Origin of the sequence: Methylomonas sp. DH-1 (assembly GCF_046097555.1) — a bacterium.
Classification (GTDB): Bacteria; Pseudomonadota; Gammaproteobacteria; order Methylococcales; family Methylomonadaceae; genus Methylomonas; species Methylomonas koyamae.
This window is the reverse complement of sequence record NZ_CP143089.1, coordinates 3,926,940-3,946,862: the sequence shown is the minus strand read 5'-3', so window position 1 is coordinate 3,946,862 and position 19,923 is coordinate 3,926,940. Positions and strand designations below refer to the sequence as shown.

Genomic DNA, 19,923 nt, shown 5'->3' with positions numbered 1-19,923 from the left:
GGGACGGCCCGGCGCTGGCAAAGCAAGGCGGGACGGCCCGCCAGAAGAGGATTCATGTTTAACAAGGTATTGATCGCCAATCGCGGCGAGATCGCCTGCCGCATCATTCGGACCCTAAATCAATTGGGTGTCGCCAGCGTCGCGGTGTATTCCGAAGCCGATGCCCATGCCCAGCACGTGCAAGAAGCCGACGAAGCGGTTTGCGTCGGCGGCGCGGCGGCGGCCGACAGCTATTTGCGCGGCGAGCGGATTTTGGCAGCGGCATTGAGCACCGGCGCCCAGGCCATTCATCCCGGCTACGGCTTCTTGAGCGAGAATGCCGAATTCGCCGAGCAATGCGCCGCGGCCGGCATTGTCTTCATCGGCCCGACGCCGGAACAGTTGCGGCGCTTTGGCTTGAAGCACACCGCCCGCGAGATCGCCCAAGCTTGCGGCGTGCCCTTGCTGCCGGGCACCGGTTTGCTGGCGGACATAGAGCAGGCTGTGCAGGCGGCCGCCGGCATCGGCTACCCATTGATGCTGAAAAGCACAGCCGGCGGCGGTGGCATCGGTATGCGCCTGTGCCGCAACGATGCCGAACTCAGCGAGGCATTTGCCGTAGTGCAGCGCTTGAGTGCGGCCAATTTCAAGGACAGCGGCCTGTATCTGGAGAAATTCATCGAACGCGCCCGCCATATCGAGGTGCAGATTTTCGGCGACGGCGCGGGCCGGGTGATTCATCTGGGCGAGCGCGATTGTTCGGTACAACGCCGCAACCAGAAAGTAATCGAGGAAACCCCGGCGCCGGGCCTCAGCGAGGCGACGCGGGAGGAGCTCTATCGCCATGCCCTGGCGCTGGCCGAAGCGGTGAATTACCGTTCCGCCGGCACCGTCGAATTCGTTTACGACCAGGACAGCGGCGAATTTTATTTCCTGGAGGTCAACACCCGGCTGCAAGTCGAACACGGCGTGACCGAGCAAGTCACCGGTACCGACCTGGTGGCCTGGATGCTGCGGCTGGCGGCCGGCGATAGTACGTTTCTGGATCAGTACCGGCACGCGCCGCAGGGTTGGGCTATGCAGGTCAGGGTGTACGCCGAAGACCCGAACAAGAACTTCCAGCCCTCGGCCGGCTTGTTGACCGATTGCCGTTTTCCGGCCGGCGTCCGGGTCGATCATTGGCTGGAGAACGGCCTGGAGGTCACCCCGCATTATGATCCCTTGCTGGCCAAGGTCATCGTCCACGCCGGCGACCGCGAACAGGCGCTGGCGCAAATGGATGCGGCCTTGGCCGAAACTCGTTTGGCCGGCATCGAAACCAATCTGGCCTATTTGCGGCAGATCGTCGCCGACGAGGTGTTTCGCAGCGGCCGCCAGATCACTGCTTATTTGGCCGGCCTGACTTACCTTCCGCGCACCCTGGACGTGCTGGAAGCCGGCACGCAAAGCATGATCCAGGATTATCCGGGCCGCTTGGGTTATTGGGACGTCGGTGTGCCGCCGTCCGGACCGATGGATATGCTGGCCTTTCGCTTGGCGAACCGGATTTTGGGCAACCCGGAACACGCGGCCGGTCTGGAGATGGCCATCAACGGCCCCTGCCTGCGCTTCAATTTCGCTACCCGCATCGTATTGGCCGGCGCGGCGATGACGGCCGAATTGAACGGTCAGGCCGTCGCATTCTGGCAAGCCATAACAGTGTCCGCCGGCGATGTGTTGAAACTGGGCACTATCGCCGGCCAGGGTTGCCGTGCTTATCTGGCGATCCAAGGCGGCTTCGACGTGCCGGAATATCTGGGCAGTCGCGCCACATTTACCTTGGGCCAGTTCGGCGGCCACGGCGGTAGGGTGTTGCGGGTCGGCGACGTGTTGCCGGTCGTAGCGGATGCCGCTATGGCCGAGGAAGTCGTGCCGAATCCGGCCGCGCTACCGGTTTATTCCGAGCACTGGCAGATCGGCGTGCTGTACGGCCCGCACGGCGCGCCGGATTTCTTTACCGACGAAGACATCGCCGAATTCTTCGCGACCGACTGGGAAGTGCATTACAACTCCAACCGCACCGGCATCCGCCTGATCGGCCCGAAACCGCGCTGGGCGCGCAGCGACGGCGGCGAAGCCGGTTTGCATCCATCCAACATCCATGACAACGCCTACGCCATCGGCGCGGTGGATTTTACCGGCGACATGCCGGTGATATTGGGGCCGGACGGTCCCAGCCTAGGCGGTTTCGTCTGCCCGGCCACCGTGGTCGCGGCAGAATTGTGGAAGCTGGGCCAATTAAAGCCGGGTAATACCGTGCGTTTTATCCGCCTGAACCGCGAACAGGCCGCGAGTCTGGATGCCCAAGTCGAGCGAGCTTTAGCCGATCCGGCCCATGCCGTGTTACCGGAACTGCCGGTAACAGCAAGCTTTGAGGAAAGCTGCATCCTTGCTCAGGTGCCGGCCAATATCGAGCAGGTTGCAGTGACCTATCGCCAGGCCGGCGACCGCAATCTGCTGGTCGAATACGGTCCGTTGATACTGGACATCAATCTGCGTTTTCGGGTGCACGCCTTGATGACTTGGCTGCAACAGCGCGGTATTTCCGGCATCGTCGACCTGACGCCGGGTATACGTTCCTTGCAGGTGCATTACGACCGGCATTTGAAGCTGGACGACTTGATGCGGATTCTGGCGCAGGCCGAAGCCGAATTGCCGGCCATCGAGGACATGGAAGTGCCGACCCGCATCGTCCACCTGCCGCTGTCCTGGGACGACCCGTCCACCCAATTGGCCATCGAAAAATATAGGCAGTCGGTGCGCAAGGATGCGCCGTGGTGCCCAAGCAATATCGAGTTCATCCGGCGCATCAACGGCCTGGACAGCATCGAACAGGTCAAGGACATCCTGTTCAACGCCAGTTATCTGGTGATGGGCTTGGGCGACGTCTACCTCGGCGCGCCGGTGGCGACGCCGATCGATCCACGTCACCGGCTGGTGACCACCAAATACAACCCGGCCCGCACCTGGACGCCGGAGAACGCGGTCGGCATCGGCGGCGCTTACCTGTGCGTTTACGGCATGGAAGGTCCGGGCGGCTACCAGTTCGTCGGCCGCACCGTGCCGATGTGGAACCGCTACCGGCAAACCGCTGATTTTCGCGACGGCAAGCCGTGGTTGCTGCGCTTTTTCGACCAAATTCGGTTTTATCCGGTATCCGCCGAGGAATTGCTGCGTTACCGGCAGGACGTGATCAGCGGCAAGGCGAAGCTGGATATCCGCGAGGAAACCTTCAGCCTGCGCCAATACAATGACTTTCTGCGCGCACACGCCGACGAGATCGCCGCCTGCAAACAGCGCCAACAGGCGGCCTTCGACGCCGAACGCGAACGCTGGGCGCAAGCCGGACAAGTGTATGCGGACGACCAGACGGTCGCGGCGGCGGCCATCGATACCGAACTGGATTTGCCGGCCGGTGCCAGAGCCGTGGCCAGCCATATCGCCGGCAACGTCTGGCAGGTTTTGGTCCAGGCCGGCGATAGCGTCAAGCAAGGCGATGCCTTGGTGGTGGTCGAATCGATGAAAATGGAATTTCCGGTAACGGCGCCGGCAGATGGTACGGTCTGGAAAGTGTTTTGCGCCGAAGGCGCTCAAATCAGCGCCGGCCAGGATTTGCTGGTGCTGCAGGTCGGGGAGGACTTATGAAGACCTGGACCGAATTACCGGAGGTACTCAGCATCGCCAGCCTCAGCCAGGCTTATCGGGACGGCGCGCTGACGCCGACGGCGCTGGTTGAAATGCTCTGGCAGCGCCTGGAATCCGCGCCGGCGCGCGGCGTCTGGATCAGCCGTTTGCCGTTCGAACGCATGCTGGCTTACGCCGCGGCGCTGGCGGAGCAGGCGCAGGACGACTTGCCCTTGTACGGCATCCCTTTTGCGATCAAGGACAATATCGATTTGGCCGATCTGCCCACCACAGCGGCTTGTCCGGCTTACGCCTACCAGCCGCGGCAGTCGGCTTTCGTGGTGCAGCAATTGATCGCCGCCGGGGCGATTCCAGTCGGCAAGACCAATCTGGACCAATTCGCGACCGGCTTGGTCGGCACCCGCTCGCCCTATGGCGTGTGCCGCAACAGCTTCGATCCAGATTACATCGCCGGCGGCTCCAGCTCGGGTTCGGCGGTCGCGGTGGCGACCGGTTTGGCCAGCTTTGCGCTGGGCACCGACACCGCCGGCTCCGGCCGAGTGCCGGCCGCGTTCAACAACCTGGTCGGCGTCAAACCGACGCGGGGCTTGTTAAGCACGGCCGGCGTGGTGCCGGCCTGCCGCAGCCTGGATTGCGTGTCGATCTTCGCGTTGACGGCCGCCGACGCGGAACGGGTGCTGCGGGTCGCCAACGTTTACGACGCGGAAGACGCCTATAACCGGCCCGATCAGCCTTTGCCGCTGCCGCCGGGCTTTGCCGGCCGTTTCCGTTTTGGCGTGCCGAAACCGGAGCAACTGCAATTTTTTGGCGACCATGCGGCGGCAGCCTTGTTTGCCGCGGCCGTTGAGCAACTGGTGGAACAAGGCGGCTGCGCCGTCGAAGTGGACATCCAGCCTTTGCTGGGCGCCGCCGGTTTGCTCTATGCCGGGCCGTGGCTGGCCGAGCGTTATTTGGTGGCCGGCGAACTGTTGCAGACCAACCCCGAAGCCTTATTTCCGGTGACGCTAGGCATTCTTGCCAAAGGCGCGGACTTGTCGGCCGCCGACGCCTGGCGCGCGTTTTACCGCTTGCAGGAATTGAAGGTGCGAAGCGACGCGCTCTGGAGCCAAATCGATGTATTGGTGACGCCGACCACCGGCACCATCTACCCGATTGCCGCCGTCGAAGACCAGCCGGTCGAATTGAATAGCCGCTTGGGCTATTACACCAATTTCATGAATCTGCTCGACCTCAGCGCCATTGCGTTGCCGGCCGGTTTTCGCGGCAATGGCCTGCCGTTCGGCATCACCTTGTGCGCGCCAGCCTTTGCCGACCGGGCTTTGCTGGCCTTGGCGAAACGGCGCGAGCAATGGGTGCCGCATAAGTTGGGCGTCTCCCAAATCTTAAGCCCCGAATTTCCCGACGCGGACAGCGACGACGCGGCAGGCTTCGTTCAGGTAGCGGTGTGCGGCGCGCATCTGTCCGGCTTGCCGCTGAACCCTCTGTTGACCGGCCGTGGCGGCATCTTGTTGCAAAGCACGCACACCGCGCCAACCTACCGGCTTTACGCATTACCGGATGGCAAGCGGCCGGGCATGGTGCGCGACGAAACCGGCGCGGCGATTGCCGTCGAGGTGTGGGCTTTGCCGATTGGCCGTTACGGCGAATTCGTCGCCGAAATTCCGCCACCCTTGGGTATCGGCAGCGTGCAATTGCATGACGGCACTGTTGTGCAGGGCTTTGTCTGCGAAGCGGCCGCCGTGCGTGAGGCACTGGACATTACCGATTACGGCGGCTGGCGCGCCTATCTTGCTCGTCCCGACTAAACCGCCGGTTTTAGCCGTTTAAATTTTCATAACCCCAACCATTTAAGCCGGATTTTCCGGCTGGCGGGAACGCTTGCGCCCGAAAAACTTCGACGATTCATTTTCCGACAGGAGAACACCATGCCACACTCATCTTTCCGAACCCGCGAATGGCTGTATGCCGCACCGTTACTGTTGGCGATGTCGCCGTTGCCGGCCGAGGAACGCGCCGGTTTATTGAACGGCTTGCCGCTGATTAACGATTTGCCCTGGATGAAAGCCGCCGGTTTGCGCGTCCACAGTTGGGCCGATGCCGGTATCGTTTACAACGCCAACGATCCTGGCGACGGCTACAACGGCCCCGTGGTGTTTGCCGACCGGGCCAACGAATTTAATCTGCACCAACTGGGCGGCGAGTTGATCCGCGACGTCAATACCGGCGGCGACCATTGGGACATAGGCGGCAAGCTGACCTTGATGTACGGCAGCGACGCCCGCTTCAACACCATCAATCCCTACGTGTAACGGCTTGCAATCGAAAACGCGCAAACGTGCAATCAGCGCAATTTTCGACCAGAATTAAATGCAACTGACGGGCGCTCAAACCAAGATTATTTGCAACTGAACCAGCAATCATCTGCTCCGACCTGCAATCGTCCGCCGCAAACCAGGATTATTTGCAAGTGAAATATGTCGCCGGGCATCGGCGGCAGTCGGCCACTATCCATAGCGGCCACAAGCGGTCTGTGAAAAATACAAAAAATCAGTTCTCCGAATGGCTAGTTTATAGCGATCATTTGACACCTGCGTTTTGCTCATTTTCTAAACGCTTGAAATTCGCTAAACAGCATTGACCTGACGGGTTTCTAATTTCACAAGCACATTCCCCGGCTTTGGTGCGCTGCATCACAAAGTCTTTTATCGGTTCCGCACGTTGGACTTTTAACGCCGACAAATACTGCTCGGCGTCAATATCAAAACAGTAACAAAGCTCGTCGTTTTGAATGGCTTGATAGCTTCGTAAATGCTGTTTTGGAATGATGTTGGCCGCACTGGAAAAGTACCCAACTGGGCATGTTTTGGCAGGGCAAAAATAATAGCTGTCGGTGATGATTGACTGATTCTCGGGAAACCTGACCTGATGATAAAGCGTAGACATACCGACACTTTTACAAGTGGAGCCACACTCAGAACAAATCTGTTTGGTTTTGGTGGATGTATTTTGGCAGCAGCAATCAGACATAGACCGTATTCTCGGCTTTATCGAGAAACAGGTGTGCCTAGGGAACCCGGATAACCAGCATCTGTCGTGGCTTTGATCAAGGCTGCACTATCGGTTTTTTGGCTGTCGAAAATAATCACGGCCGTTTTGGTATCGTAATCGACAACCACATTTTGTACTCCTTCGACTTTTTGTAAGGCTTTTTTGATGGTGACTGTACACATCGCGCAGGTCATGTTTTCTATATTCAGCGTCACCGCTTGCTGTTGGTTTGGCTGTGAAACAGTTGTTTCAGCGTGGGCCACCGGCATCCACAGAGCGGTTGATGACAAGCTCAAAATTAACAAACCGGTTTTAATAGTCATATCGATTTCTCTTAAGCGATGAAAAATGGCGCCAACCAGGGAAAGGCTAGCAGTATCAAAATGAACGAGGAACCCAGCCAAAACAGTAGGCGCTGTCGGCGTTGGTTGTCGGATGTGGAGCAGATTTCACCTACCGCACAGCGATCAGGTGTTAGATAGAGTTTTCGAAAGCCGAGTCCTATAAAAATCAGGGTAAGGATAATGAAAAATGGCCGGGCCGGTTCCAGTGCCGTCAAGGTGCTTATCCAAGCACCGCCAATACCCATCGACAACAGCAAAAAAGGCCCAACACAACAGGCCGAAGCCCCTACAGCGGCCAAAATAGCGCCGATGCCTAACCATGATGGGGTTTTTATGGGTGTTTCAGGGTCTGTATTCATAGCAATCTCCTAAGCCAAACCATGCTTAATGTTGGCAAGGAGTCTAAACCCTGTTGTTTAGAACAGAGTCAAGTCTGAGATTTAGAATCAGGGTTGGGGTGATGCATCATCGCTAAACGCATCGAGAATAGCGCAATGAGCGGTTGGAGCTGTCTGCTGACAGTCGTTGACCAAGCTTTCCAATACCTGCCGGAGAGCGGTTAAATCTCTGATATGTTGATCGATCTGCTGGCATTTTTGCTCGGCGAGTTGCCTCACATCGGCACAGTGCGCCCCGTCAAGCGATAGCAAGGTGGCAATTTCTTTCAAGGTAAATCCGGCCTGTTGAGCGCGTTTGATAAAACGAATTCGGGCAATCGCATCTGTTGAATAAACGCGATAACCGCCATCGGGCTTCGCTGGCTCTGTCAGTAAACCAATGCGTTGATAATGACGGATGGTCTCGATAGTGACTTCGGTTTGTTTGGCAAGTTTGCCGATGGTTAAAGGTCGCATTTTTAGGCTTTCTCCCTTAAGAGCGCCAGTATTGGGTTGATTTCAGTATTTCCTGACAGCTATAGCGTAGCATCCATGACGTCAACCTGATACATTGACCCTTAGCGTACAATTCTTTCCGAATTCTATATCTATCCCTACGCGGTTGAATATGTACTCAATGTAATTCACTAAACCAGACTTCGGTGCGATTGTTTTATTGATGACCGAGGCTTTTTCTGGTTGAAAAGGGTTCGTTTATGCCAGCCCCTATAATTAAACTATGTTAAATGACATATTTTTAGTGCGTCCTCTACTGGCATTGGCTATATAATCACCTCATTACCTTCGGATAAGTCGCCTAGTCGGGCTTACCGAACTTTCAACGATAGGATAACAGCCAAGTTTCAATCTCTTTAAATAAGTTCTATACCTTAATTATTTTTATTGGCCCCCCTTGATGCAGCCTAACCAATCCATTCAGCAATCAGATTCAAGACACAATCGTCGTCTATTGCTCTCTTTTGGATTGTCGTTTTTGTTGGTACTCATTTTTGCAGGCTTCCAATTTATCGATTTAGATAGCATTGGTTGGAGTCATGGCTTTAGTCATCCGCTATCTGGCTGGGATCATCTTGTCACTATGTTGGCCGTTGGCATCTGGGCGGCCCAATTGCGTGGCCAGGCCGTTTGGATGTTGCCGCTTGCATTCGTTGGGGTCATGAGTTTAGGGGGACTTGCCGGTGCAACAGGTTTGGCCATTCCCAGCGTGGAAGGCATCATCCTGTTATCTTGCGCTGTTTTCGGTGTATTAATTACCCGTAAAATCCGTTTTAGCGCCAAAATCAATGTCATGATTGTGGCGTTTTTTGCTTTCTTCCATGGCTTTGCCCATGGTCAGGAAATTTCCACGTCTGCTAGTCTGATTTCTTATACGTTGGGCTTCATGCTGGCAACATTGCTGCTGCATGGCGCCGGCATATTGGTTGCCAAACTCGTGGTATTCACTATTAGTTGTTTGTTGACGGTTATGTTTTCGAGTGCCTCGCTGGCCGAAACCATTGGATCGACTAAAGACGACAATGTAAAAAATGCTTCGCTGAATCAAAACGCTCGGATTTCTCTGATCGCGCCGAGTTGCTTGGCAGTTGGCCAAACGCGCTTCTCTGCTAACCGCGATGCGCATCTGTTTCCTCAAGAGCTCTTACAGGTCAGTCATTCTATTGACTCTCAGGTGTTTAGCGTGAGGTCGCAAACCAAGATCGATTTAGAAAAAAACAGCGTAGGTAGCAACGGTTTTGGCTTACTATTGAAACATCTCTCGTTTCATCGTTTGACAGATTTGCAGCACAAGTGGCTAGTTGAATCGGCTTCGGTCAGTCACGACTGTCTCAGTTTCAAACATTATTTTCCCGATATTAACCATACGCCTGGCAAACAGTTGTTAAGCAACGGTGTGGGCCTGACCTCGCCGCCAAGTTTGCTTGCCAATGCCTCACTCCCGAAAGTCTCTTCCGATCTCCGCAAGACCTCGATTCAATCCATTGAAGAACTTTATCTTCAATTGATCTTTGCCAAATTCACTATTGGCATTTTCCAGCTAAAAGCGATCTACAACAACTGGCTGGACTGTAATCCTCGCAATGCCTCGCACCGCGCTGTAACGCCTATCCGTTATCGAAACCATTTCTCGTTCGATTTATTAGCGCCCGTTGGCTCAAGCGATTCAAGCAGTGCCGCCATGAGCGCAATCTTCCGATTTCATTCGTTGTTTGCAAACCGACAAAACTTGCCGCTGGCAATGATAAAAACATGGCCCGTTAGGCCCCATCTCCTCCTGACATAACAATAAAAATCAATCCGACATCGTTTAAAAGAAAACCTATGAGCCTTTACAATACAATAATAAAAAAGAAGCCTTTGATCATCAGCCTTGAAATCATCTTGGGCTTAAGTTGCGCCAATCTTCAAGCGGCACCGAATACGGATGTAGCCGAAGTGGTGGCGCAAGCCGATCAAATTGAAACCGAAGACAAAGCGGCCAAGAATAAACCCTCAAAAAAAACCAAATCCTCTGCCAAACAGGAAAAAGCGGAAGAGTTGGAGACAGTCGAAGTCGAAGATTTTGGACGTTCAAGAGACTTAGTCGGTATCGCCGAAAGTGCCTCGCAAGGCCATGTTGGCCAAGAACAGCTTAAATACCGTCCAATCAGTCGTCCGGGCGAGATATTGGAAACCGTACCAGGTTTAATTGCCTCGCAACACAGTGGTGAGGGTAAAGCCAATCAGTATTACCTTCGCGGTTTCAACCTCGATCACGGTACCGATTTTTTAACCCAAATCGATGGCGTTCCGGTTAATTTAACCACCCATGCACACGGTCAAGGTTGGACGGATACCAACTTTCTGATCCCTGAATTAATTAAAACGGTTAACTATCAGAAGGGAAACTATTATGCAGAAAACGGGGACTTTTCCAGTGCAGGTGCCGCGAATATTCAATACTTTGATGGTATGCCTAACACATTGGTGAAATTTACGGGCGGCATGTTTGATTACTATCGCGGACTAACTACCGGTTCTCATAAATTGGGCGACGGTAATCTGCTGTACGCCGGTGAAATCGTCAACAACGGTGGTCCGTGGACAGTTAGCAACAATTATCAAAAATATAATGGTGTACTTCGTTATAGCGAAGAACATGGCGAAACTGGCTGGAATGTTACCGCCATGGCCTATAAAGCGGATTGGAATGCCACTGACCAAATAGCAAAACGCGCCGTCACTTCAGGGCTTATCGGTCGTTATGATGCCCTTGATCCTACCGATGGCGGTGCGAGTGAACGTTACAGCCTGACTGCCGAATGGCACCGTAATACCAATACCAGTGCAACAAAGGTCATGGCTTACGGGCTTTATTCAAAACTTAATTTATTCTCGAACTTCACGTATTTTCTGAATGATCCGGTTAATGGCGATCAATTCAATCAGCCTGATCAACGCTCGCAAACTGGATTCAAGGCCAGTCATACCATTTATCACAAGCTTGCAGGTGCCGAGTCGGAAAGCACTTTTGGCTTACAAGTGCGGAATGACAATATCGATAATGGCTTGTATTTAACCAAAGCGCGGCAACGCCTATCGACGGTCCGCCAAGATTCCGTATGGGTGACTAGTGCCAGTCCCTATGCCGAAAATAAAACGCGCTGGAATGATTGGTTTAGGACTACGCTTGGGGTGCGCTTTGATGGTTTCCGTTTTAATGTCACCAACAGCAATATCGCCGCTAACCAAGGCGAGCGTTACGATGGTTTAGTGAGCCCTAAATTGGGCATGGTCTTTGGCCCATGGGCTGATACCGAGTTTTACTTGAACGGTGGCTTGGGTTACCACAGTAATGATGGTCGTGGCGTTAATACCCGCATCGATCCTAGCTCTGGCGAAAATGTGAAATCCGCCGTGCCGCTTGCACGAACCTACGGTTCTGAAATTGGTGCACGTACCACTTGGATAAAAGGTTTGCAAAGTACATTAGCCATCTGGTGGCTGGATATTGATTCAGAGCTGCTGTTCTCGGGTGATGCAGGAACCACCGAACCCAGCCGACCCAGTCGCCGTTACGGTTTGGAATTTGCCAATTATTACTCACCGACCGACTGGTTAACACTTGACGCCGATTTTAGTTATTCCAAATCGCGCTTTATGGGCAATGACCCAGCGGGTAACTATATTCCGGGTTCCATTGAAACGGTCGTCGCCACCGGCGCTACGGTCCATGATTTCTACGGTTTCTTTGGCGGTCCAAGACTGCGTTACTTTGGGCCTCGCTCTCTGATTGAAGATAATAGTGTGCGGTCAAAACCGACTATCATGCTCTCGGCGATGCTGGGCTACGAATTCAATAAAACCTGGACCTTACAAGCGGAAATGTTCAATTTGCTCAATCGTACAGACAGTGCGATTGACTATTACTATACCTCTCGCTTGCCGGGCGAAGACCCTGCCGGCGTGAATGACATTCACTTTCATCCGGTTGAGCCGATCAATTTCCGTATGACATTGTCGGCAAAGTTTTGAGCGATTTAGGATATTGTTGTCCAATAGCAGGCTTGTTACTGGCGACGTATACAAAATTTCATCTACAATAATAAAGATCAGTTAGATTAAGGCAATATGATGCAACACCGCCTCACCACCATTCTGTTAGTGCTCATGGCTATCATGCCTGTAGTGGTGGCGTTTGCTCATTATTCTGCACTCACCAGCCAGTTAGCGGTTGCGCAAATGGTCGTTGCTGCCGATGAAATGAATGATGACGGGGGAGTGGTGCCCACACACGCCGATCATTGCCAATCCGCCACAGCCAAACCGCACTTGGCTAGTTGCAGCTTTCATGTTTGCGTCGATTGCGGGATCACGTCATCTTTCAGGTTTATTCCAATCCAGGTGTCCAATAGCTATGGCTTTGGGGAAAAATCTAATTCCGCCTCGTTTCTTGCACCTCCCGACATAAAACCGCCGATTTTTAGCCTCTAAGCCGTTCAACGGTGGTGTTTCACTGTAAGAAATAACCGCCCGCCCTGATGACGATCAACATCGGCCAAAGTCCGGCTGTTGTTGGTTCGTCGTGGTTATCACGAGTTTACGAGGATCATCATGTCATCCTTTTTTCAATCAAGGCGTCTGCTGATGGCGACGCTGTTTATCGTCTGCCGCATGGCCGCCGCTGATGAGCAACCGCTATTGACGCTTGAGGCGGCCACCCAAAAAGTCGTTCAGGACAATCCTGACCTGGCGCAAACCCTGGCCCGTGCCAAGGCGATGGCCGCCATACCGTCGCAGGAAGGCAGCCTGCCCGACCCGCAAATCAGCTTCAATGCGATGAGCTTGCCAACCAATAGCTTTAGTACCCGGCAAGAGGACATGACACAAATCGGTTTCGGGCTTTCTCAAGGAATTCCCTTTCCCGGCAAATTGGCGCTACGCGAGCAGGCGGCCATCTATGAAGCGGAATCCGCCACGCTGAATGCCGATGAATTGCGCCTGCGTTTGCTCAGTGATGTCAAAACGCTGTGGTGGCAGGTTTTTTATCTGGATCGGACGCTGGAGATTGTCGATAACAATCACAAATTATTGCAACAATTCGTCGACATCGCTCGCAGCAAATACGAAGTGGGCGAAGGCTTGCAACAGGACGTATTGCTAGCCCAACTGGAACTCTCCAAGCTATTGGATCAAAAGATCAGCCTTGATGGCATGCGACGCAGTACCGTCGCCAAACTCAATGCACTGTTGGATCAACCTGCCAACAACCCCGTGCAATTACCCGCCACGCTGTCAATACATCTACCGGAAATCAGGCGGGAAGACCGTCTCTATCAACAAGCGGAAACCTCAAGGCCGATGTTGGAAAGCGACCGCCAAAGCATCCATGCGGCGCAATCGAAACTGGAACTGGCGCATAAAGATTTTCTACCGGATTTCAACGTCGAAGCGGCATATGGCGCCCGCAATAATATGCTCGACGGCACCCAGCGTTCGGATTTGCTGAGCTTGGGCGTCAGTATGAACGTGCCGATTTTTGCCGCCAGCAAACAAGCCAAAGCTGTCGATCAGCGTACCAGTGAACTCATGCAACAACGCTACGCACTGCAAGATCGATGGAACGCGGTTCGCTCTGAAATTACCCAAAGTCACAGCGATTACCAGCGGGCCAAACAGCAATTCGTATTGTTCGATACCGGCATCATTCCGCAAGCCCGGCAGACTGTCGCCTCGATGCTGGCCGGCTATCAGGTCAACAAGGTCGATTTTTTGAATCTGGTGCGCAGCCAGATCACCTTGTTCGAATACGAAACCCAATACTGGAAAGCCTTTACTGAAGCCCAACAGGCATTGGCGCAACTGTGCGCGAATGTGGGCGAGGACGATATTTATGAATAAGCAGCTTTTGTTAACGGCTACGGTAACGCTGGGAATAGGCTTGGCGGGCGGTTATTGGTTGGCTCAGCAATCCAAACAGGAATCGGCGGTGCAATCGACTGAGGGCAGGAAGCCTTTATTTTACAGAAGTGCCATGAATCCATCGGCAACTTCCCCGGTACCCGCCAAGGATGCCATGGGCATGGACTATGAACCGGTGTATGCCGAGGATAATGCGCCCAAACAACCCAAAATTTTGTTTTACCGCAATCCGATGAATCCATCGGTGACGTCGCCTGTGCCCGCTAAGGACAACATGGGGATGGATTATCTGCCTGTGTATGCGGACGAGGAGGATAAAACCGACGAGTCGGCTGGTGAAGTAAAAATTGATGCAGCCACTGTGCAAAACATCGGTGTGCGCACCGCATTTGCCAAAAAGACCTTGCTCTCGCATGTGGTTCGAGCCGTCGGCCGGGTGGCCTATGACGAAGAACGTATCGTTCGCCTGCACCCCAAAACCGAAGGCTGGATCGAAACCTTGCATGCGGACAAGACCGGTGAACAAGTCAGGAAGAATCAAGAACTGTTGAGCATCTATTCGCCGCAGTTGGTGGCCAGCCAACAGGAATACGTATTGGCCATCAATAATCTCAAAGTTCTGGAAAAAAGTCCCATCGAAGACATCCGCCGTGGTGCGGAAGAACTGGTGAAAAGCTCCCGAGAACGTTTGAAATTGCTGGATGTGCCCGAGCATCAGTTGCATGAACTGACCGACAGCCGGTCCATCAAAAAAAGCCTGCATATCCATACGCCGGCGGACGGTATCGTCATCAACATCGGTGCCCGTGAAGGACAGTATGTGACGCCGGAAACCGAACTGTACATGATCGCCGACCTATCCAAAGTCTGGGTGTACGCGGAAATTTACGAATACGAACTGCCCTGGGTGAAAGAAGGCGACCCGGTCGATATGCAATTGGCCGGTATCCCGGGGCGCACGTTCAAGGGCCATCTGACCTTTATCTATCCGTATGCCGAAGCCAAGACGCGGACTATCAAAGTGCGTTTGGCCTTCGATAATCCAGGTTTGTTGTTAAAACCCGATATGTTTGCCGAAGTGACGATATTGGCCGGCAAACAGGTCGATGCCATCGTGATTCCCTCGGAAGCGGTGGTGCGTTCCGGTGCGCATACCCAGGTTTTCGTGGTGCGAGCCCCCGGCAAGTTTGAACCCCGTGCGGTGACAGTCGGTTTGGCGTCCAACGGCGATGTCTCGATTCTTCAAGGCCTCGGTGTCGGCGAGGAAGTGGTGACCTCGGCGCAATTTTTGATCGATTCGGAATCCAAGCTGAACGAAGCCACATCCAAAATGATGGAGCCTTCGGCGACGCCGGCATCCGAGCCGAGCCGTTTGCAGATCGAGCAGGGAGCGCATCGCCATGACTGATTTCATCATCAATAGCGTCTTGAAGGACCGCTTCATGGTGTTGCTGGGGGCGATTATTCTGGCCATCGGCGGGATTTGGTCGTTCAAGAACATGCCGCTGGACGCCATCCCGGATTTATCGGATGTGCAGGTGATCATCTTCACCGACTATGCCGACCAGTCGCCGCAGGTGGTCGAAAACCAGGTGACTTATCCCTTGACCACCGCCATGCTGGCCGTGCCGCATGCCAAGGTGGTACGCGGTTATTCCTTCTTTGGCTTGTCGTTCGTCTATGTCATTTTCGAAGACGGCACCGATATGTATTGGGCCAGGTCTCGGGTGCTGGAATACCTCAACTATGTGAAAAACCGCCTGCCGCAAAGCGTCACGCCAGCATTGGGTCCGGATGCGACCGGCGTTGGCTGGGTTTACGAATATGTGCTGGTGGACAAGACCGGCAAGCATGACCTAGCGCAACTGCGCTCGATTCAGGACTGGTATTTACGCTATCCCTTGCAGACCGTGCCCGGCGTATCCGAGGTGGCCTCGGTCGGCGGCTACGTTAAACAATACCAAGTGGAAGTCGATCCCAATGCGTTGCAGGCCTATGAGATCCCGTTATCCACGGTGATGATGGCCATCAAACGCTCCAACAACGACGTGGGTGGCCGTTTACTGGAGCTCGGCGAAACCGAGCACATGGTCAGGGGCTTGGGCTACATCAAATCGATCAACGACCTGAACACCATACCGGTGGGTGTCGATGCCAACGGCACGCCCGTCCGCTTGCAGGATGTCGCCCATGTGCAGATTGGCCCGGAATTACGGCGCGGCGTCACCGAATTGAACGGCGAAGGCGAAGTGGCCGGCGGCGTGGTGGTGATGCGTTTCGGTGAAAACGCCCTGGCCACCATCGAGGACGTGCGGGCGAAGCTGGATGAACTGAAAAAAGGCCTGCCGGAAGGCGTGGAAATCGTCCCGGTCTACGACCGGGGCAGTTTGATCGAGCGAGCGGTGGACACCTTGAAAGAGGCATTAAGCCAGGAGCTGATCATCGTCTGCGCCTTGGTCGCCTTGTTTTTGCTGCACCTGCGTTCATCCTTGGTGATCGTGCTCACCTTGCCCTTAGGCATCCTGATGGCCTTTATCGTCATGAAATGGCAAGGCATGAACGCCAACATCATGTCCTTGGGCGGCATCGCGCTGGCGATTGGCGATATGGTCGATGGCGGCGTGGTGATGGTGGAAAACGCTCATAAACACCTGGCCGAAGCGGCCGAAAAAAAACAAGCCAAGTTGACTTCACAGGAACGCTGGGAAGCCATCGGCAATGCGTCCCGCGAAGTCGGCTCCGGTTTGTTTTCGTCCTTGCTGGTGATTACCGTGTCCTTTTTGCCCATCATTACCATGGAAGCCCAGGAAGGCCGTTTATTCAGCCCATTGGCGTACACCAAGACCTATGCAATGGCCGCCGCCGCGATCCTGACCATCACCTTGGTGCCGGTGTTGATGGGGTATTTCGTGCGCGGCAAGATCATTCCTGAGCAAAAAAATCCGATTAATCGATTCCTGCATGCCATCCATTCACCGGTCTTAAGGATAGCGATGCGCTGGCGAGGTGCCACGCTGGTCGTGGCGCTGCTGTTGATGGCCTCGACCTTTTATCCTTTATCCCAATTGGGCAGTGAATTCATGCCGCCCCTGGATGAAGGCGATATTTTATATATGCCCACCACCTTTCCGGGCATCTCCATCACCAAAGCCAGGGAAGTCTTGCAGCAGACCGACAAGATCATCAAGACCTTTCCGGAAGTGCATCATGTGTTCGGCAAGATCGGCCGGGCGGAAACCGCCACCGATTCGGCACCGTTGATGATGGTGGAAACCACCATCCAGCTTAAACCGCGCGATCAATGGCCAGACCCGAACAAGACCACGCGGCAAGTGATGGATGACATGGATAAGGCCATTCATTTTCCGGGATTGGCCAACGCTTGGACCATGCCCATCAAGACTCGCATCGACATGCTCTCTACCGGCATCAAGACGCCGGTCGGCATCAAGGTCTCCGGTCCCGACCTGAACGTGCTGCAATCCCTGTCCTTGCAAATCGAGCAGGCGATGAAAACCTTGCCGGACACGCTATCAGCCTACGGCGACCGGGCGGTCGGTGGCTATTTCCTGGATTTCGAGATCAACCGCGAAGCCGCCGCGCGTTACGGCTTAACGGTCGGCGACGTACAGGATGTAATCCAAAGCGCGATTGGCGGCATGAACATCACCGAGACCGTGGAAGGTCTGGAGCGGTATCCGGTCAATCTCAGGTATCCGCGCGATTTGCGTGACAATTTGGAAGCGCTTCGCCGGGTGTTGATTCCGACACCGACCGGTAGCCAAATCCCGTTGACGACGGTGGCGAACATCGATTTCAAGCGCGGTACCGACGTGATCAAAACCGAGGATGCGCGGCCCAATGCCTGGATTTATGTCGATCTTAAAACCTCCGACATCGGCGGCTACGTCGAACAGGCGAAAAAGACGTTAGCCGAAAAAGTCACGTTGCCCGCCGGTTATACCGTGACGTGGTCGGGCCAGTTTGAATACATGCAGCGGGCTGCGGAAAGGCTACGCATCGTCATACCCATCACCTTGCTACTGATTTTCATCCTGTTGTACACCGCTTTTCGCAATATCACCGAACCTACCATTGTGATGCTGGCGATTCCTTTCAGCCTGATTGGCGGTATCTGGTTCGTCTATTGGCTGGGCTACAACCTGTCGATTACCGTCTATGTCGGCCTGATCGCGCTGGCGGGTACGGCGGCGGAAACCGGGGTGATGGTGCTGAGCTTTATCGATATAGAAATCGATAAGCTTAGGGCGCAAAAACAGGCACCACTGACTGCTAAGGAAATCCGAATGGCCAGCGAAGCCGCGACGGCGTTGCGCGTCCGGCCGGTAGCCATTACCTCGCTGGCCAACATCATCGGCTTGATACCCATCATGACGGCGACCGGCACCGGCGCGGATGTTACCCAACGCATCGCTGCTCCCGCGCTGGGAGGCATGCTCACCGTATTAATATTAAGCCTTTTGGTGTTCCCGGTGATTTACAGCCTGGTGTTGCAGTTTCAAGAGCGGTTTCGATAACCAAGGGGAAACCTAAAACGATCTAAACCGATTTTGTTGCCGGCGTTTTTATAGCTAGCAACACATCGCGCTCCGCCTATGGCAGAGCTTTAAATTAAGTGTATGAAAACGAAAAACCTAACTAACGACCAATTTTAATGTGCTTCCATCCTCGAAAACAGGACTTTATTTAAGGAGATTTACTATGAACATTATGAAACTGTTATTGATTTTCACAATGCTGGGATTGTTGGTGGGCTGCGCCCAGTTGGCTTCTCATCCCATGGACATGGTCGTAGCCATTCATAACGCGAAAACAAAGACAGACCACGAAGCACTGGCCGTTCATTACGAACAAATAGCCTATGAAATGAAAGCGAAGTCCGATGACCACAAAAAACAATTGGGGGAATATCAAGCAATTCTTTCAAAAGCAGATGAGCAATATGCTCAATTCGAAGCACATTGTTTACAACTGATCAAAATATATGCTAATTCCGAGCAAGAGAACTTAGAAATGGCCCGACTACACCGTCAAATGGCTTCTGGATTACTAAACTAAAATCGGTTTCTCAGGACATCACCTATGAAAACAAAATTACTGATCACTTTGCTTTTAACGACCGGCTTACTAGTCGCCTGTAGCGAAATAACTCCGCATTCGATGGATTTGGACCTGGCCGTACAGCATGAGGCTTTGGTTAAACACTATGAAGAAACCGCTAAGGAGATGCAGGTCAAGGTCCAAGAACACAAGCTGCTTTTGAGCCAATACCAGGCAAAAAGCTATCTTTACGGCCGGCAAGCCGAAGGGTTTAAAGAACATTGCCAATCATTGATCAATGCCTACGAAAAAGCGGCTGAAGAAAATTTAGAGATGGCAAATCTGCATCGCCAGAAATAGCGAGGGGGGAAGAGCTATGACTATCCGTTGGCATAAACCAATTCTAATCGCATTCGTCGGTGTGCTTTTCTTGCTGGAAGGGTGTGCCGTTACCCAGCCCGCATTCTACCGGGCTTCGGAATTGATGCCCAAATCCATCGGTTATATTACGCTGCTGCCAGCCGTTGATGCACGAATCGACAAGCATGTCGCGGCACATCTCGAAGAACCCTTGCGCCAAAAGGCGGCAACGATCCTGAAGCGGAAAGGATACCCGGTGGTCCTGAGTGATTCGCGTGAGAGCGCTACCCTGACCAACGATAGTCTACGGGCCGCCGATCCTGCCGTGATAAAACGCCTTGGTCCGCCGGATGCACGCTGGATCATGGTCTTAGCCCTGATTGATCTCAATGTGGTTGGCAGCAACGATAAGGTGGAAGTGGCAGGCTTTCTATATGACAAAGAGAAGGGCTTGCAGCTATGGCGGGACAGTACGATTTGTTTGGTCGGGGATGGCGGGATATTGGACGGGTTAATCAACGATAACAGGGTCGATCTAGCGGTTTCTGCCGCAGTGGATTCATTGTTAGCCAGCATTCCGGAATAGGAGGCCTGCTTTGATAATCTCTAGCTGCCACCGGTCGTTATCCCTTCTGTTACCGATAATGTTA

At 53.8% G+C, this 19,923-nt stretch carries 14 protein-coding genes and 1 pseudogene; 12 read left to right on the top strand and 3 right to left on the bottom strand.

Annotation, left to right across the window (positions count from 1 at the left end):
- The first annotated feature begins 54 nt into the window (after window positions 1-54).
- The 3 genes from uca (at window position 55) to VXJ35_RS18010 (ending at window position 5,972) form a co-directional block, all read left to right on the top strand.
- Window positions 55-3,663 (top strand): urea carboxylase, encoded by a 3,609-nt coding sequence (gene uca / locus VXJ35_RS18020; RefSeq protein WP_064022622.1) that lies wholly within the window; start codon window positions 55-57, stop codon window positions 3,661-3,663.
- Entirely contained in the window at window positions 3,660-5,468 is a 1,809-nt protein-coding gene (gene atzF, locus VXJ35_RS18015) for an allophanate hydrolase (protein WP_064022621.1), read from the top strand. The genes uca and atzF overlap by 4 nt, the downstream gene beginning before the upstream one ends.
- 120 nt (window positions 5,469-5,588) lie before the next feature.
- Entirely contained in the window at window positions 5,589-5,972 is a 384-nt protein-coding gene (locus VXJ35_RS18010) for an outer membrane beta-barrel protein (RefSeq protein WP_082880990.1), read from the top strand.
- A gap of 268 nt (window positions 5,973-6,240) precedes the next feature.
- Here VXJ35_RS18010 and VXJ35_RS18005 read toward each other — a convergent pair whose 3' ends face one another.
- The 3 genes and pseudogenes from VXJ35_RS18005 to VXJ35_RS17995 form a co-directional block, all read right to left on the bottom strand.
- On the bottom strand, window positions 6,241-6,690 hold the full coding sequence (locus VXJ35_RS18005) for a putative iron-sulfur cluster-binding metallochaperone (protein WP_197495895.1): 450 nt from the start codon (window positions 6,688-6,690) through the stop codon (window positions 6,241-6,243).
- A gap of 17 nt (window positions 6,691-6,707) precedes the next feature.
- A pseudogene (locus VXJ35_RS18000) lies at window positions 6,708-7,414 on the bottom strand (MerT/CopZ fusion-like heavy metal transport selenoprotein).
- A gap of 87 nt (window positions 7,415-7,501) precedes the next feature.
- Window positions 7,502-7,909, bottom strand: coding sequence for a MerR family DNA-binding protein (locus tag VXJ35_RS17995; protein ID WP_064022619.1), 408 nt, complete (start codon window positions 7,907-7,909; stop codon window positions 7,502-7,504).
- A 517-nt stretch (window positions 7,910-8,426) separates the two neighbouring features.
- Between VXJ35_RS17995 and VXJ35_RS17990 the strand changes: the two genes are divergently transcribed.
- The 9 genes from VXJ35_RS17990 to VXJ35_RS17950 all read left to right on the top strand — a co-directional run bounded on the left by VXJ35_RS17990 (window position 8,427) and on the right by VXJ35_RS17950 (window position 19,859).
- Complete coding sequence (locus VXJ35_RS17990) at window positions 8,427-9,734, top strand: HupE/UreJ family protein (RefSeq protein ID WP_408953917.1); 1,308 nt, start codon at window positions 8,427-8,429, stop codon at window positions 9,732-9,734.
- 38 nt (window positions 9,735-9,772) lie between these two features.
- Entirely contained in the window at window positions 9,773-11,965 is a 2,193-nt protein-coding gene (locus VXJ35_RS17985; RefSeq protein WP_082880987.1) for a TonB-dependent receptor, read from the top strand.
- Between the two features lie 96 nt (window positions 11,966-12,061).
- On the top strand, window positions 12,062-12,424 hold the full coding sequence (locus VXJ35_RS17980; RefSeq protein WP_064022617.1) for a hypothetical protein: 363 nt from the start codon (window positions 12,062-12,064) through the stop codon (window positions 12,422-12,424).
- A gap of 153 nt (window positions 12,425-12,577) precedes the next feature.
- Window positions 12,578-13,831 carry a TolC family protein gene (locus VXJ35_RS17975; protein WP_064022616.1) on the top strand — a complete coding sequence of 418 codons (1,254 nt, stop codon included), beginning with the start codon at window positions 12,578-12,580 and terminating at the stop codon, window positions 13,829-13,831.
- On the top strand, window positions 13,824-15,260 hold the full coding sequence (locus VXJ35_RS17970; protein WP_064022615.1) for an efflux RND transporter periplasmic adaptor subunit: 1,437 nt from the start codon (window positions 13,824-13,826) through the stop codon (window positions 15,258-15,260). Before VXJ35_RS17975 ends, VXJ35_RS17970 begins: the two co-directional genes overlap by 8 nt.
- Window positions 15,253-18,390 (top strand): efflux RND transporter permease subunit, encoded by a 3,138-nt coding sequence (locus VXJ35_RS17965; RefSeq protein ID WP_064022614.1) that lies wholly within the window; start codon window positions 15,253-15,255, stop codon window positions 18,388-18,390. Before VXJ35_RS17970 ends, VXJ35_RS17965 begins: the two co-directional genes overlap by 8 nt.
- A 184-nt stretch (window positions 18,391-18,574) precedes the next feature.
- Complete coding sequence (locus VXJ35_RS17960; RefSeq protein WP_064022613.1) at window positions 18,575-18,931, top strand: hypothetical protein; 357 nt, start codon at window positions 18,575-18,577, stop codon at window positions 18,929-18,931.
- 24 nt (window positions 18,932-18,955) lie between these two features.
- Entirely contained in the window at window positions 18,956-19,273 is a 318-nt protein-coding gene (locus tag VXJ35_RS17955; RefSeq protein ID WP_064022612.1) for a hypothetical protein, read from the top strand.
- 16 nt (window positions 19,274-19,289) lie between these two features.
- A complete protein-coding gene (locus tag VXJ35_RS17950; protein ID WP_064022611.1) occupies window positions 19,290-19,859 on the top strand; it encodes a hypothetical protein in 570 nt (189 codons plus the stop codon).
- The last annotated feature ends 64 nt before the right edge of the window (window positions 19,860-19,923 follow it).

What these genes read in the sequence shown, in the direction of transcription:
- VXJ35_RS17975 (WP_064022616.1), top strand. Translation starts at nt 12,578, where the DNA reads ATGGCGACGCTGTTTATCGTCTGCCGCATGGCCGCCGCTGATGAGCAA.
- VXJ35_RS18010 (WP_082880990.1), top strand. Translation starts at nt 5,589, where the DNA reads ATGCCACACTCATCTTTCCGAACCCGCGAATGGCTGTATGCCGCACCG.
- VXJ35_RS17960 (WP_064022613.1), top strand. Translation starts at nt 18,575, where the DNA reads ATGAACATTATGAAACTGTTATTGATTTTCACAATGCTGGGATTGTTG.
- VXJ35_RS17950 (WP_064022611.1), top strand. Translation starts at nt 19,290, where the DNA reads ATGACTATCCGTTGGCATAAACCAATTCTAATCGCATTCGTCGGTGTG.
- VXJ35_RS17970 (WP_064022615.1), top strand. Translation starts at nt 13,824, where the DNA reads ATGAATAAGCAGCTTTTGTTAACGGCTACGGTAACGCTGGGAATAGGC.
- VXJ35_RS17995 (WP_064022619.1), bottom strand. Translation starts at nt 7,909, where the DNA reads ATGCGACCTTTAACCATCGGCAAACTTGCCAAACAAACCGAAGTCACT.
- VXJ35_RS18005 (WP_197495895.1), bottom strand. Translation starts at nt 6,690, where the DNA reads ATGTCTGATTGCTGCTGCCAAAATACATCCACCAAAACCAAACAGATT.
- VXJ35_RS17955 (WP_064022612.1), top strand. Translation starts at nt 18,956, where the DNA reads ATGAAAACAAAATTACTGATCACTTTGCTTTTAACGACCGGCTTACTA.
- VXJ35_RS17985 (WP_082880987.1), top strand. Translation starts at nt 9,773, where the DNA reads ATGAGCCTTTACAATACAATAATAAAAAAGAAGCCTTTGATCATCAGC.
- uca (WP_064022622.1), top strand. Translation starts at nt 55, where the DNA reads ATGTTTAACAAGGTATTGATCGCCAATCGCGGCGAGATCGCCTGCCGC.
- atzF (WP_064022621.1), top strand. Translation starts at nt 3,660, where the DNA reads ATGAAGACCTGGACCGAATTACCGGAGGTACTCAGCATCGCCAGCCTC.
- VXJ35_RS17965 (WP_064022614.1), top strand. Translation starts at nt 15,253, where the DNA reads ATGACTGATTTCATCATCAATAGCGTCTTGAAGGACCGCTTCATGGTG.
- VXJ35_RS17980 (WP_064022617.1), top strand. Translation starts at nt 12,062, where the DNA reads ATGATGCAACACCGCCTCACCACCATTCTGTTAGTGCTCATGGCTATC.